This window comes from Brevundimonas sp. SH203, from assembly GCF_002157625.1.
In the GTDB taxonomy this organism is placed as follows: Bacteria; Pseudomonadota; Alphaproteobacteria; order Caulobacterales; family Caulobacteraceae; genus Brevundimonas.
In genome coordinates, this window is the sequence record NZ_BDMM01000005.1 from 146,097 (window position 1) to 159,243 (window position 13,147).

Annotated in this window: 15 protein-coding genes; 10 read left to right on the top strand and 5 right to left on the bottom strand. The window is 68.9% G+C overall.

The features are described 5' to 3' along the window. Positions 1-4: 4 nt before the first annotated feature. On the bottom strand, positions 5-763 hold the full coding sequence (gene otsB / locus SH203_RS11875) for a trehalose-phosphatase (RefSeq protein WP_234989488.1): 759 nt from the start codon (positions 761-763) through the stop codon (positions 5-7). 173 nt (positions 764-936) lie between these two features. On the opposite strand from otsB, the gene SH203_RS11880 reads away from it, so the two are divergent. The 9 genes from SH203_RS11880 (at position 937) to truA (ending at position 8,027) form a co-directional block, all read left to right on the top strand. Beyond that, positions 937-1,929, top strand: a complete 993-nt coding sequence (locus SH203_RS11880; protein WP_087121150.1) for an SIS domain-containing protein — start codon at positions 937-939, stop codon at positions 1,927-1,929. 2 nt (positions 1,930-1,931) lie between these two features. Beyond that, positions 1,932-3,218: a glycosyltransferase family 1 protein gene (locus SH203_RS11885; protein WP_087121151.1), complete on the top strand. Its 1,287-nt coding sequence runs from the start codon at positions 1,932-1,934 to the stop codon at positions 3,216-3,218. A 30-nt stretch (positions 3,219-3,248) separates the two neighbouring features. Then, positions 3,249-4,424: a polysaccharide biosynthesis/export family protein gene (locus SH203_RS11890; RefSeq protein ID WP_087121152.1), complete on the top strand. Its 1,176-nt coding sequence runs from the start codon at positions 3,249-3,251 to the stop codon at positions 4,422-4,424. Between the two features lie 4 nt (positions 4,425-4,428). Next, positions 4,429-5,010 carry a hypothetical protein gene (locus SH203_RS11895; protein WP_087121153.1) on the top strand — a complete coding sequence of 194 codons (582 nt, stop codon included), beginning with the start codon at positions 4,429-4,431 and terminating at the stop codon, positions 5,008-5,010. A gap of 34 nt (positions 5,011-5,044) precedes the next feature. Further along, positions 5,045-5,446 (top strand): acyl-CoA thioesterase, encoded by a 402-nt coding sequence (locus SH203_RS11900; RefSeq protein ID WP_087121154.1) that lies wholly within the window; start codon positions 5,045-5,047, stop codon positions 5,444-5,446. A 69-nt stretch (positions 5,447-5,515) separates the two neighbouring features. Continuing rightward, positions 5,516-6,091, top strand: coding sequence for a peptide deformylase (def, locus tag SH203_RS11905; protein WP_087121155.1), 576 nt, complete (start codon positions 5,516-5,518; stop codon positions 6,089-6,091). Next, entirely contained in the window at positions 6,091-6,333 is a 243-nt protein-coding gene (locus SH203_RS11910; protein ID WP_087121156.1) for a hypothetical protein, read from the top strand. The genes def and SH203_RS11910 overlap by 1 nt, the downstream gene beginning before the upstream one ends. A gap of 27 nt (positions 6,334-6,360) precedes the next feature. Then, on the top strand, positions 6,361-7,284 hold the full coding sequence (gene fmt, locus SH203_RS11915; RefSeq protein WP_087121157.1) for a methionyl-tRNA formyltransferase: 924 nt from the start codon (positions 6,361-6,363) through the stop codon (positions 7,282-7,284). Continuing rightward, positions 7,284-8,027: a tRNA pseudouridine(38-40) synthase TruA gene (truA, locus tag SH203_RS11920; RefSeq protein WP_087121158.1), complete on the top strand. Its 744-nt coding sequence runs from the start codon at positions 7,284-7,286 to the stop codon at positions 8,025-8,027. The genes fmt and truA overlap by 1 nt, the downstream gene beginning before the upstream one ends. A 136-nt stretch (positions 8,028-8,163) precedes the next feature. Here the strand turns inward: truA and SH203_RS11925 are convergent, their stop codons facing one another. From SH203_RS11925 to SH203_RS11940, 4 genes are all read right to left on the bottom strand, one after another. Further along, positions 8,164-9,210 (bottom strand): aspartate-semialdehyde dehydrogenase, encoded by a 1,047-nt coding sequence (locus SH203_RS11925; RefSeq protein ID WP_087121159.1) that lies wholly within the window; start codon positions 9,208-9,210, stop codon positions 8,164-8,166. Positions 9,211-9,623: 413 nt separating this feature from the next. Continuing rightward, a complete protein-coding gene (gene fabB, locus SH203_RS11930) occupies positions 9,624-10,841 on the bottom strand; it encodes a beta-ketoacyl-ACP synthase I (protein WP_087121160.1) in 1,218 nt (405 codons plus the stop codon). 63 nt (positions 10,842-10,904) lie between these two features. Continuing rightward, entirely contained in the window at positions 10,905-11,441 is a 537-nt protein-coding gene (fabA, locus tag SH203_RS11935; protein WP_087121161.1) for a 3-hydroxyacyl-[acyl-carrier-protein] dehydratase FabA, read from the bottom strand. 70 nt (positions 11,442-11,511) lie between these two features. Next, positions 11,512-12,084 (bottom strand): SH3 domain-containing protein, encoded by a 573-nt coding sequence (locus tag SH203_RS11940; protein WP_234989489.1) that lies wholly within the window; start codon positions 12,082-12,084, stop codon positions 11,512-11,514. A 67-nt stretch (positions 12,085-12,151) separates the two neighbouring features. Here SH203_RS11940 and SH203_RS11945 point away from each other — a divergent pair, with 67 nt between their 5' ends. After that, positions 12,152-13,138 (top strand): D-glycerate dehydrogenase, encoded by a 987-nt coding sequence (locus tag SH203_RS11945; RefSeq protein WP_087121162.1) that lies wholly within the window; start codon positions 12,152-12,154, stop codon positions 13,136-13,138. Positions 13,139-13,147: the final 9 nt, after the last annotated feature.

Sequence of the window (13,147 nt, forward strand, 5' to 3'; positions counted from 1 at the left end):
CGGTTCAGGCCTTTGCAACGGCTTCGAGCCAGGTCAGGACATCTTCCACGTCGTTCAGGCGGTATCGCGCCGCCGTCTTCCGCTCCGGGCCGACCAGGACGCCGTACCCGCCCAGCGCCGCCGCCGCCTGGAACCCGTATTCGTCGGTCAGGTCGTCACCCAGCATGACCGGCGCAGCGCCCCTGAACGGCGCCTCCTGCATGAAGGCCGTGACGGCCGTGCCCTTGTCGGCGCCCGGCGTCTTCAGCTCCAGCACCATATGGCCGGGCTGGCAGGTCAGGCCGGTCTGGTCCGCCAGATCCCGCGCCAGCGCCTTGGCGGCCTCCGCCGCGTCGGGGGCCTGACGATAGTGCAGGCCGACCGAAACGCCCTTGTCCTCGACGATCACGCCGGGCCGTTCGATGGCGAAGATCTTGAAGGCGGCCAGGGCGCGGGCCACGCCCGCGTCGGCGGCGCTGCGCTGGATCGAGCCGTCCTTCAGACGACGCTCAAGCCCATGCACGCCCGAGCCGGACACCAGGGCGTGGTCGGAAATCCGGTCGATCTCGTCCAGGGTGCGGCCGCTGACGATGGCGACGCGGCCGGCCAGACGCGCCTCGACGGCCTTCAGCGCCGCCGTCCGGCGCGCGACCGGCCCCACGGCGTCGGGGGTCGGGGCCATCGGCGCCAGCACCCCGTCCATGTCCAGAAACAGTGAAATCCCGTCGGCGACGACAGGCGGACGCGCAAGCAACAGTTCGGCGGCTCCGGCGTGAGACGGCATGGATCGTAAGGCTCTTTTCAACTTCCCCGGCGAGGCTAACGCGCCAGCCCGGCAAAGGTTGACCCGAAACCGACAAAGTCGTCTGAAAGGGAGACGCCGCACCGTTCCGCGCAACCGTCGCGGGGCGCGCGTCTCGACAATAAGGAGAGCCCGGTTGCGGGCCGCTGGGATCAATGAACGAGATCACCCCTTCCGCGCCTCAGGACATCGCCGCCATGACCGACCGCGCCCGAGAGGTCGTGCGGTTGAACATCGAGGCGCTGGAGGCGCTGGAACGCTCCATCGACGTGTCGCTGGCGCGGGCGGTCGATGTGATCATGAGCCGACCGGGCTATGTAGTGGTCACGGGCATGGGCAAATCGGGTCATATCGGGGGCAAGATCGCCGCCACCCTGGCCTCGACCGGCACCAACGCCTTCTTCGTCCACCCGGCGGAAATGAGCCACGGCGATCTGGGCATGCTGCGCCCCGACGTGACGCTTTTGGCCATCTCCAACTCGGGCGAGAGCCGCGAACTGCGCGACCCGCTGATCTATTGCCAGCGCAACAACATTCCCGTCATCGCCATCACCCAGCGGCCGGCCAGCTTCCTGGGCCGCAACGCCGCCGTCTGCCTGACCATGCCCCGCGTGGCGGAGGCCTGCCCCAACGGTCTTGCGCCCACCACATCGACCCTGATGACCCTGGCGCTGGGCGACGCACTGGCCATGGCGCTGATGGATCGACGCCAGTTCACCGCCACCGATTTCGGCCTGCACCATCCGGGCGGCGCTCTGGGCATGAGCCTGCAGAGCGTGCGCGAATGGATGGGCGACAACGCCGCCGTGCCGGCCAGCGTGCCGCTGAACGCCGATTTCGGCGAGGTCGTCTCGGCCATCACCGAGGGCCGCAAGGGCGCCGTGGCGGTGCTGGACGAAGCGGGCGCTCTGGCCGGGATCGTCACCGACGGCGACCTGCGCCGCGCCTTCCAGCGCGACACCGCCAATCTGAAGGCGTCCGACATCATGGGCGCCAATCCGATCACCGTCGATCCCGACGCCCGGATGAGCGACGTCGTCGACCTGCTGACCGCCAACAAGATCGCCAATCTGTTCGTGGTCGAGGACGGACGACCCACGGCCATCGTCCATATCGCCGAACTGATGCAGGCCGGCTACGTCGCCTGATCATGCGTATCCTCTATGACGCCAGCCGGCTGATGAGCCGGGCCGACCGTTCCGCGCCGACCGGGGTGGACCGGGTCTGTCTGGCCTATGCGGAGTGGCTGCTGACCGCGCCCGACGTAACCGTCCTGCCGGTGCGCGGGCGAAAGAACCGGCTTGTTCCGGTCGATCCCGCCTGGTTCGGCCGTTTCGTCGCCGACCTTCGCGACCGCTGGAACGGCGCGGCCTCCACGAGCGCCGACCGCGCCCACGAAGCACGGCTGCTGGAGGCGCTGACGGCGGCGGCGCGTCCGGTCGCCTCGGTGATCGGCGCCCCGCCCGCCTCGGTCAAGGACAAGCCCGCCGACAAGACGCGGGTGCTGAAACAGTTTTTCCGCTCGCGGCACACCACGCCCCTGCCCGACGCCGACCTCTATCTGAACGTGGGCCACACCACCCTGCACGAGCCGACGGCGCTGAAGGCGCTGGAGGAGGCCGGTATAGAGCGGGTCGTGCTGATCCACGACCTGATCCCCATCACCCATCCCGAGTTCTGCCGGCCGGGCGACGGCGACAAACACCACGCCCGCGTCGCCAACACCCTGCGTCACGCCAGCCGGATCATCGTCAACTCGGCCTATACGGGCGACGAACTGCGCGCCTTCGCGCAAAGGGAAGGCCTGCCCCAGCCGCCGATCCACGTCGCCCACCTGGGCCTTGAGCCGGCCTTCGCCGCCGGCGAGGCGGTCGTCGCCCCGCGCCCCTATTTCGTCCACGTCGGCACCATCGAGGCGCGCAAGAACCTGGCCCTTTTGCTGACCCTGTGGCGGCGGCTGGAGGAGCGAATGGGCGACCGCACGCCGTCGCTGGTTCTGGTCGGACGCTACGGCTGGGAGAACGAGGCCGTTCTGGACCACCTGCAGCGTTCGCCCAATCTGCGGGGCGTGGTGCATCAGGCGTCAAACCTGTCGGACGCGGCCCTGGCGCGGCTGATGCGCGGCGCCCGCGCGATCCTGGCCCCCTCCTCCGTCGAAGGGTTCGACCTGCCGGCGGTCGAGGCCTGCGCCATGGGATTACGGCTGATCGCCTCGGACATTCCGCCCCATCGCGAGTTGACGCCGGACGCCGAGTTGATCGACCCGCTGGACGGGCTGGGCTGGCTGGACGCCATCGAACGCGCGACCGACGCGACGACTTCTACCCTCGCCGCCGCCTACGCCGCACCCGACTGGACCGGGCATTTCCGCATCGTCGCCGACGCCATCGGACTTCGGAGCGCTTCGCCTCTGGCGAGCGCGACCAAAGGCTTGTAATCAATCCGCGAACAAGGGCTATCCAGCTTCATGACGCGCACCATCCTGCCGCTTGCCATCGTCGCCATTCTGGGCGGCTGCTCCACCCTGCCGCGCGACGGGCCGTCCGGCGCCTCCGTCGACGCCGGGGCCACCACCGCCTCGACCCTGGGCAGCTACGCCCTGGTGCCGCTGACCTATGAGGTCACGGAGCGGATGAAACAGGTGCCGCCCCAGTTCTTCGGCTCGCTCGCCGCCGGGTCCAGCCAACAGCCTGCCGACATCATCGGCGAGGGCGACACCCTGGCCATCTCCATTTTCGACCCGTCCGGTTCGCTGTTCGGCGGAACCCTGGGGGCGGGCGCGGGATCGACCTCGGCCCGCAACGCCGCGACCATGTCCGGCGGCAATCAGGCCTTGCCGGGCGCCACGGTCGATCGCTCCGGCTCCGTGACCATTCCCTTCGGCGGCCAGGTTCGCGTCCAGGGCCTGACCTCGACCCAGGCGGCGTCGGCCATCCGGCGCGCCCTGGTCGGCAAGGTCGCCAATCCGCAGGTGCTGGTCTCCATCGTCGGAAACGCCTCCAACACCGTCAATGTGCTGGGCGACGTGCGCCAGCCCGGCCGCGCGCCGCTGGGCGTCAACAGCGACCGCATCCTGGACGTCATCGCGGCGGCCGGCGGCTCGGCCCGCACCACCGACGACTTGACCATCTCGATCCAGCGCGAGGGCCGCACCTACACCGCCCCCCTGTCGGCGGTGACGACCGAGTTCGGCGAGAACGTCCGCCTGCAACGCGGCGACGTGATCAATGTCCAGTACAAGCCCCGCCGCTTCTCCACCTTCGGCGGCCTGAACGCCGTGACCCAGGTGGATATGCCGGCCGGTCCCATGACCCTGACCGGCGCCATGTCCAAGGTCGGCGGCCTGAACACCAACACCGCCAATGCCCGCCGGGTGATGATCTTCCGCTTCGAGCGTCCCGAGGTGGCCCAGGCGCTGGGCATCACCCAGCCCGCCACCCCGCGCGGCGTGCCGGTTGTCTATCAGTTGGACTTCGCCGACGCCGCCAACGTCTTCGCCGCCACCAATATGCAGGTGATGCCGGAAGACGTGATCTATGTCCCGCTGGCGGGCGCGGCCGAGATGCGCAAGTTCTTCGAGGTGGTCCAGAGCCTGACGCGCGTCGTCTATGACGTGTCTGTGACCAGCACGCTGAACCGCTGACGTCATGATCGGCGAGCGGTCTCTGATCTCGGGCCTGTTTCGACGCAGGTCCGTCGGTGCCGCCGTCCCCGATCCGGTCGATCCCTTCGACCGCCCGGACGATGCCACGCCGGCCGAACCCGACCCGCTCAGCCTGGCGCTGGACGAGATCGAGGCCGGCGCTCTGGCCGTCTATGCGGCGGCGGGCCTGCCGGCCCAGGCCGGCCATTACCGACGCGCGCCGGACAAGGAGGACTGGACCTTCGTCGCCGCGACGCTGACGCCCCAGGAACGGTTCGCTCTGGCGCTGGAGCATCCGCCGGAACAAGGTTGGCGCTTCGCCCGGCTGCAGGATTTGGGCGCGCGCTCCGAGCGCGAGGATCTGCGCGCCGCCTCGCGGCTGCTGGGCGACATCGGCCGCATTCGGGCCTCGCGCCGCGAAGTCCTGACCCAGGATCACCTGCTGACAGCGATGGAGCTGGGCGCCGCCTGGCGGGCCCTGCGCGACAGCCAGCCCGTGGGCGGCTCCCGCCCGACCCTGTCCGTCCCGGAGCAATCCGACAGGCCGCCCGCCACGGCGCGCGACAAGCGGCGAAAGCCGCGATAAGGACGCCGCCTCCTCACCATCAGGTTCCGCCGCCATGTCCGACGCCCCCGAACGCCCGCCCGAGTTCCAGCCCGTCGGCCGCATCATCGCCATGCCGGCCGACACCAACCCCGAGGGCGACATCTTCGGCGGCTGGCTTCTGGCCCAGATGGATGTGGCGGGCGCGACGCCGGCGTTCGAACTGGCCTGCGGGCGCTGCGCCACCGTGGCGCTGGACGGCATGGTCTTTCACCAGCCGGTGTCGGTCGGCGACGAGGTCAGCATCTACGCCCACGTCATCGGCTCGGGCCGCACCTCGATCCGGGTCCAGGTCGAGGCCTGGAAGCGGGCGCGGGGCCAGCCCCAGGCCGCCTCGGTGCGCGTGACCCAGGGCGTCTTCACCTATGTCGCCATCGACGAGCATCGCAAGCCCCGCCCCCTGCCGGGCCAGGCTTGAAGCCCGCCAAGTCCGACCGCGCCGGTCGGAAATCTTGACCTGACGCCGGGGCGCGCCTACGTCCCGGCCATGGCCATCCGACGCATCCTCACCATCGACAACGCCGCCGATCTGGCGATCCTGAAACAGGTCTCCACCCCCGTCGCGGCGGTCGACGACTCCGTTCGCGCCCTGATGGACGATATGCTGGAGACGATGTACGACGCGCCCGGCATCGGTCTGGCCGCCGTTCAGGTCGGGGCGCTGGACCGGGTGATCGTGATGGACCTGGGCGACAGGGACGGCGTCGTCTGCGAGACCGAGGAAGAGGCGGCCGAGAACGCCGAGGCGCGCAAGAATCCGCGCTTCTTCGCCAACCCGGAAATTCTGTGGACCTCGGACGATCTCTACATCTACGAGGAAGGCTGCCTGTCGATCCCCGAGTATTTCGACAAGGTGGAACGCCCCGCCCGCGTCCGCATTCGCTATCTGAACCGTGACGGTCAGTCGGTGGAGGAGGAGGCCGAGGGTCTCTACGCCGTCTGCATCCAGCACGAGATGGACCATTTGAACGGCGTGCTTTTCATCGACCATCTGTCGCGGCTGAAGCGGGAACGCGCCGTGACCAAGGTCAAGAAGGCCGCCAAGGACAGGATCGCCGCCTGATGAAACGCCAACCCCGTCCCCAGATTCGCCGTGGCCAGTCGCTGGTCATCGACACCGAGGGCCGTCGCCGTCTGACCCGCAGCCAGAAGGTCGGCGTCGCGGGCGTGGCCACCCTGGCCGGCGTCGCCCTGATCGGCGTGGTGGCGGGCCTGCTGCTGGACCGTCTGCTCGATTTCGACGACGCCCTGGACGCAGGCGGCGAATGGGACGAGGGCGGCGGCGTCTTCACCCGCTGGCAGTAAGCGGCCTAAACCTCTAAAGGCGTGCCCATGCGCCTTGCCTTCATGGGAACTCCCGACTTCGCCGTGCCGTCTCTGGCCGAGCTTATCGCCTCGGGCCACGAGATCGTCGCCGTCTATTCGCAACCGCCGCGCCCCCGGGGCCGGGGGCAGAAGCTGACGCCGTCGCCGGTCCACGCCTTCGCCGAAACCATGGGCCTGCCCGTCTTCACGCCCGAATCGATGAAGGCGCCGGACGCCATCGCCGACTTCCAGAGCCTGGACCTGGATGCGGCCTGCGTCGTCGCCTATGGCCAAATCCTGAAACCCGCCGTGCTGGAGGCGCCGCGTCTGGGCTGCCTGAACCTGCACGGCTCGCTGCTGCCGCGCTGGCGGGGGGCTGCGCCGATCCAGCGCGCCATCATGGCCGGGGACGCCCAGACCGGCGTCCAGATCATGCAGATGGGCGAGGGGCTGGACGAAGGCCCGATCCTGCTCAGCGAACTGATGGACATCCGCCCCGAAGACACGGCGGCCAGCCTGTCGGAGCGCATGGCCCATGTCGGCGCCGCCCTGTGGCCCCGCGCCTTGGCGGCCATCGAACGCGGCGGCGTCACGCCCACCGAACAGGCGGGCGAGGCGACCTATGCCCGGAAGATCACCCCGGCCGAGGCCCGGATCGACTGGACCCGCCCGGCGGCCGAAGTGGACGCCCATATCCGGGGCCTGTCGCCCTTCCCCGGCGCCTGGTTCGAAGCCCCGGCGGAGGCCAGCCCCGTGCGGATCAAGGTCCTGCTGTCGGCGCCGGCCGACGGTTCCGGTGAGCCCGGCGCGGTGCTGGACGACGCCCTGACCGTGGCCTGCGGGACCGGCGCCGTGCGCCTGATCCGCGTCCAGCGCGAGGGCAAGGCGGCGCAATCGGCCGAAGAGATGCTGCGCGGCTTTCCCCTGCCCGCCGGGACCTTGCTCGGCTGATGCCGCGCTACAAGCTGACGCTCGAATACGACGGCACGGCCTACAACGGCTTTCAGGCTCAGGACGGCCAGCCGACGGTTCAGGGCGCGGTCGAAGACGCCATCGCCGCCTTTTCGGGCGAACGCATCCGCATCGCGGCGGCGGGCCGCACCGACACCGGCGTCCATGCGACGGCCCAGGTCATCCATGCCGATCTGGCGCGCGACTGGCCGACGGCCACGGTCCTGAACGCCATGAACGCCCATCTGGTGCGTCAGGACGTCTGCGTTCTGTCGGCGGAATACGCCCCCGATTCCGACTGGCACGCGCGGTTCTCGGCGACCGGGCGTGGCTATCTGTACCGCATCCTGAACCGCCGCCCCCAGCCGGTGCTGGAGCGTGACCGGGTCTGGCACGTCAAGAAGACGCTGGACGCCGAGGCCATGCATCATGCGGCCCAGGTGCTGGTCGGCCATCACGACTTCACCACCTTCCGCGACATGGGGTGCCAGGCGAAATCGCCGGTCAAGTCGCTGGACGTGGCCCGCGTCAGACGCTTCGGCGAGGAGGTGCATCTGGTGTTCCAGGCGCGCAGCTTCCTGCACCGTCAGGTCCGGTCGATGGCCGGAACGCTGGTGGAGGTGGGACTGGGCCGCTGGAGCGCCCATGACGTCAAGGCGGCGCTGGAGGCGAAGGACCGCGCCCGGTGCGGCCCCGTCGCCCCCTCGGCGGGGCTCTATCTCAGCGGCGTGCGCTACGACTGAACGTGATCGTCATTCCGGGGCGTCCGAAGGACGAACCCGGAACCCACTGGGAGATTTCCAGCGCCTGATGCCGTCGGCGTCGTGCGCGTAGTCCTGGGTTCCGGGTTCTTCGCTACGCTCAGCCCCGGAATGACGATTAGAAGCCGTTCTGCTGGACCAGAACCTCGGCGATCTGGACCGCGTTCAGGGCGGCGCCCTTTCGCAGATTGTCGTTGGAGACGAACAGGGCCAGGCCGTGCTGGACGGTCGGGTCGGGACGCACCCGGCCGACGAAGACCGGGTCCTTGCCCGTGGCGTCCAGCGGGTTCGGCACGTCGGTCACCACCACGCCCGGCGCATTGCCCAACAGTTCCAGCGCCGCCGCGACAGAGATCGGACGTTCGAACTCGGCGTTGATCGACAGGGAATGGCCCGAATAGACCGGCACGCGGACGCAGGTGCCGGACACCGGCAGGCCGGGGATCTCCAGAATCTTGCGGCTCTCGTCACGCAGCTTCAGCTCCTCGTCGGTATAGCCGTCCTCCGAAAGGGTGTAGTTCAAGGCCACCACATTGTTGGCGATCGGCACGACCCACTTCTCGGGCGCGCCGAAATCGACCGCGCCGCCGTCGCGAGCCAGGGCCGCGCCCTGATCGACGGAGGCGCGCGACTGGGTCTCCAGCACGCGGATGCCCTCGACCCCGCCGCCCGACACGGCCTGATAGGTCGAGACGGTCAGACGCTTCAGGCCCGCCGCCTCATGCAGGGGCTTCAGCACCGGCATGGCGGCCATGGTGGTGCAGTTGGGGTTGGCGATGATGCCCTTGGGGCGGTTGGCCAAGGCGTGAGGGTTCACTTCGGCGACGACTAGCGGCGCCTCCGGGTCGCTGCGGAAGGCCGAGGAGTTGTCGATGACCACGGCGCCGGCCGCCGCCACCTTGGGGGCCAAGGCGCGCGAGGTCTCGCCGCCCGCCGAGAAGAAGACGATGTCGAGCCCTGTGTAGTCGGCCGTCGCCGCATCCTCGACCACCACCTCGGCGTCGCCGAAGCGGACGGTCTTGCCCGCCGACCGGGCCGAGGCGAACAGGCGCAGCGAGGCGAGCGGGAAGTTCCGCTCGGCCAGCAGATTACGCATCATCTCGCCCACGAGGCCGGTGGCGCCGACGATGCCGACATGGGGCGGATTGGACGGGGAAAAGGACATTCAGGCGTCTCCTGGGAAGGATGGAGGCGCGGGGTTCGGCCGGATCGACCGCCCCGCGCATCGGCGGGGCTTGGGATCGGGGTTCGTCGCTAGACCTTGCGCACACCCGAAACCGCCCCGCCGAAGCCGGTGGTTTTCGTGGTAATCGCTTTGGTCATGAGCATGGACACGGCGACGCTCTCTAAGGGCGAGAATCGGTCGTGTAAACCGTCTGCGGCGAAAGAAACGACGCCCAAGGAAATGAAACAGGCTTTTCACGGCAATAAAGCCGTCGCCACCCCTTCCCCGTCATCCTCGGGCTTGACCCGAGGATCGGATTGTCTGCCGCACCGCCCGCAATCCAGACGCACTGCCTGACCAACGCCCGGTCCTCGGGTCAAGCCCGAGGATGACGGAGGGCTGGCTGTCGTGCCTTAGACCTTCGACAGGATCAGTGTGCCGTTGGTGCCGCCGAAGCCGAAGCTGTTGGACATGACGTGGGTCAGTTCGCCGTCGTGGCGCTGGCGCAGGATGGGCATGCCCTCGAACGCCGGATCGAGGGTCTCGATATGGGCGCTCTCGGCCGCAAAGCCGTTTTGCATCATCAGCAGGCAGTAGATGGCTTCCTGCGCGCCCGCCGCGCCGAGCGAGTGGCCCGTCAGCGATTTGGTCGAGGAGATCATCGGCATCTGGTCGCCGAAGACGGCGCGAACGGCCTCCATCTCCTTGGCGTCGCCTACGGGAGTCGAGGTGCCGTGCGGGTTCAGATAGTCGATCCGGGGATTGCCGGCCTGCTCCAGCGCGATCTTCATGCAGCGCTGGGCGCCCTCGCCCGAGGGGGCGACCATGTCGTAACCGTCGGCGTTGGCGCCGTAGCCGGTGACTTCGGCATAGATGGTCGCGCCGCGCGCCTTGGCCCGCTCGTACTCCTCCAGCACCACGATGCCCGCGCCGCCGGCGATGACGAAGCCGTCGCGATTGGCGTCATAGGCGCGCGAGGCGACCGAAGGGGTTTCGTTGAAGTTGGACGACATGGCGCCCATGGCGTCGAACATATTGGACATGGACCAGTCGATGTCCTCGCAGCCGCCGGCGAAGACCACGTCTTGCTTGCCCCACTGGATCTGTTCGACCCCGGCGCCGATGCAGTGGGCGCTGGTCGCGCAGGCCGAACTGATCGAATAGTTGATCCCGCGCATCTGGAACCAGGTCGACAGCACCGCCGAGGGGCCGCTGGCCATGGCCTTGGGCACCGCGAACGGGCCGATGCGCTTGGGGGCGCCCTTTTCGATGGTCGTCTGGGCCGCCTGCAGGATCACCTGGGTCGAGGGGCCGCCCTCGCCGACGATCAGGCCGATGCGGTCGTCGCGGATTTCCTCGGCCGTCATGCCCGACGACTTCAGCGCCTCTTCGAAGGCGATGTGCGCCCAGGCGGTGCCGTTGGCCAGGAAGCGGGCGGCGCGCCGGTCGACCAGCTCTTCCCAAGGACCGATCTTGGGCGGCGCCCAGACCTGGCTGCGGAAGCCGTACTGGGCGTGATCGGCGGCATGGAGGACGCCCGAACGGGCCTCGCGCAGGGATTGGGTCACCTCTTCGGCGCCGTGGCCGATGGAGGAGACGATGCCGAGGCCGGTGACGACGACACGACGCATGGTGTTTCCTTCTTATGCTTTCCGACCCGCAGGTCTTCCGCCCTGTCCGCCCTATATAGGGGTTCAGGCGGCGGCGGTCTCGTCCTTGGCGGCGCCGAACAGTCCGACCCGCATGTCGTTGCAGGTGTAGATGACCTCGCCGTCGGCCTCCAGCACGCCGTCGGCGATGCCCATGACCAGCTTGCGGTTGATGACGCGCTTCAGGTGGATCTTATAGACCACCTTCTTGATGTCGGGCGTCACCTGGCCGGTGAACTTGACCTCGCCGACGCCCAGCGCGCGTCCGCGCCCCGGCCCGCCGATCCAGCCCAGATAGAAGCCGACCAGCTGCCACATGGCGTCCAGACCCAGGCAGCCCGGCATGACCGGATCGCCGATGAAGTGGCACTGGAAGAACCAAAGCTCGGGATTGATGTCGAGTTCGGCCTCGACATAGCCCTTTCCGTGGTCGCCGCCGTCGGCGTTGATCGTGACGATGCGGTCGAACATCAGCATCGGCGGGGCCGGCAGCTGGGCGTTGCCGGGACCGAACAGTTCGCCGCGGCCCGAGGCCAACAGGGCCTCGTGATCGAAGGACGAAGGATATTGGGACTGGGTCAAGGCGCTTCCGTTTCTTAAAGGCTTTGCGCGCGGGTTACACGACCGCGACGCTTCGCTCAACAGCGGCGCGTCAGTCCCGACCCGTGCCGGCGGGCCGGTTGGCGTTGCACAGGGCCCGTTCCTGGGTTCCGAACACGGCGCGTTGCGGCGTCCAGCCCTCCATCCGGCGGGCGCGGACCTTGCACCAGCCGTCCTCGCACTCGTCCAGGGCGATCAGGGCGCGCGGCGACAGGCGGGCGCGCACCGAGGCCGTCTCGGACCGGCCCGAACGGATCGGAATCTCCTCGGCCGTCGTGTTGAAGACATAGCGGCGCCCCGAGGACACCGTGCGGTGAATCCAGGCCACGGCCCCGTCGGGATCGCAGATCTTGCGCCATTCGCTGGTCTCGGCGATCACCTGGACCGGCAGTCCGGCGGCTCGGTATTCCCACAGGATCGGATAATCCAGCCCCGGCCCCTGACGCGCCCGGACGTGCGAGGACTTCAGCGAAATCCAGCGGGGCACCTGCAGGCCGGTGGGCGTGGGGCGGCCGTCGGGCATGGTCGCGCCCGCCCCGGCCATCACGGCCAGACCCGTCAGGGCCAGAACCACGACCATGCGGCGTCGCAGGCTTTGGAAGATGGCGGCGGCTTTGCTAGACACGAAATGGAACGACCCGTCGCGCGGGCTTTCGTCCCTAAGAACCGCCGCCCGCAAACCAAGGTCCAGAATGTCCGCCCGCAAGCTTAAGGTCGTATTAACCAGACGCCTGCCCGACGCGGTGGAAACGCGGATGCGCGAGCTTTTCGACGCCGAGTTGAACCTGAAGGACCGGCCGATGGACCGCGTAGCGCTTCAGGCCGCCGTCCAGCGCGCCGAGGTTCTGGTGCCCACCATCACCGACGTCATCGACGCCGACCTGATCGACGGCGCGGGCGAGCAGTTGAAGATGATCGCCAACTTCGGCGCGGGCGTGGACCACATCGACGTCGACGCCGCCGTGGCGCGCGGGATCATCGTCACCAACACCCCCGGCGTCCTGACCGAGGACACCGCCGACCTGGCCATGAGCCTGATCCTGGCCGTCAGCCGCCGCATCGTCGAGGGCGCCCAGGTGATCGCCGACAATCGGTTCGAGGGCTGGACCCCGACCTGGATGTGCGGGCGCAAACTGTGGGGCAAGCGGCTGGGCATCGTCGGCATGGGCCGGATCGGTCAGGCCCTGGCCCGCCGCGCCAGGGCCTTCGGCCTTCAGGTCCACTATCACAATCGAAAGCCCCTCTCGGCCCTGATCGAGGAGGAGCTGGGCGCGACCTATTGGGACGATCTGGACCAGATGCTGGCGCGCATGGACTTCGTGTCCCTGAACTGCCCGGCGACGAAGGACACCCACCACCTGCTGTCGGCCGAGCGGCTGGCCCGGCTCCAGCCCCACGCCATTCTGATCAACACCGCGCGCGGCGAACTGATCGACGAGGCGGCCCTGGCCCAGGCCGTGGCCATGCGGGCGATCTCGGGGGTCGGCCTGGACGTGTTCGAGAACGAGCCGGACATCCACCCCGGCCTGCTGGGCCAGCCCAACGTGGTGCTTCTGCCCCACCTGGGCTCCGCGACGCTGGAGGCGCGACAGGACATGGGCGACCGCGTCATCGCCAACGTCATGACCTATCAGAACGGCCACCGCCCGCCCGACCGCGTCATCCCAGCGATGCTTTAGGAGCGCCGA

What these genes read in the sequence shown, in the direction of transcription:
- otsB (WP_234989488.1), bottom strand. Translation starts at nt 763, where the DNA reads ATGCCGTCTCACGCCGGAGCCGCCGAACTGTTGCTTGCGCGTCCGCCT.
- SH203_RS11880 (WP_087121150.1), top strand. Translation starts at nt 937, where the DNA reads ATGAACGAGATCACCCCTTCCGCGCCTCAGGACATCGCCGCCATGACC.
- SH203_RS11885 (WP_087121151.1), top strand. Translation starts at nt 1,932, where the DNA reads ATGCGTATCCTCTATGACGCCAGCCGGCTGATGAGCCGGGCCGACCGT.
- SH203_RS11890 (WP_087121152.1), top strand. Translation starts at nt 3,249, where the DNA reads ATGACGCGCACCATCCTGCCGCTTGCCATCGTCGCCATTCTGGGCGGC.
- SH203_RS11895 (WP_087121153.1), top strand. Translation starts at nt 4,429, where the DNA reads ATGATCGGCGAGCGGTCTCTGATCTCGGGCCTGTTTCGACGCAGGTCC.
- SH203_RS11900 (WP_087121154.1), top strand. Translation starts at nt 5,045, where the DNA reads ATGTCCGACGCCCCCGAACGCCCGCCCGAGTTCCAGCCCGTCGGCCGC.
- def (WP_087121155.1), top strand. Translation starts at nt 5,516, where the DNA reads ATGGCCATCCGACGCATCCTCACCATCGACAACGCCGCCGATCTGGCG.
- SH203_RS11910 (WP_087121156.1), top strand. Translation starts at nt 6,091, where the DNA reads ATGAAACGCCAACCCCGTCCCCAGATTCGCCGTGGCCAGTCGCTGGTC.
- fmt (WP_087121157.1), top strand. Translation starts at nt 6,361, where the DNA reads ATGCGCCTTGCCTTCATGGGAACTCCCGACTTCGCCGTGCCGTCTCTG.
- truA (WP_087121158.1), top strand. Translation starts at nt 7,284, where the DNA reads ATGCCGCGCTACAAGCTGACGCTCGAATACGACGGCACGGCCTACAAC.
- SH203_RS11925 (WP_087121159.1), bottom strand. Translation starts at nt 9,210, where the DNA reads ATGTCCTTTTCCCCGTCCAATCCGCCCCATGTCGGCATCGTCGGCGCC.
- fabB (WP_087121160.1), bottom strand. Translation starts at nt 10,841, where the DNA reads ATGCGTCGTGTCGTCGTCACCGGCCTCGGCATCGTCTCCTCCATCGGC.
- SH203_RS11945 (WP_087121162.1), top strand. Translation starts at nt 12,152, where the DNA reads ATGTCCGCCCGCAAGCTTAAGGTCGTATTAACCAGACGCCTGCCCGAC.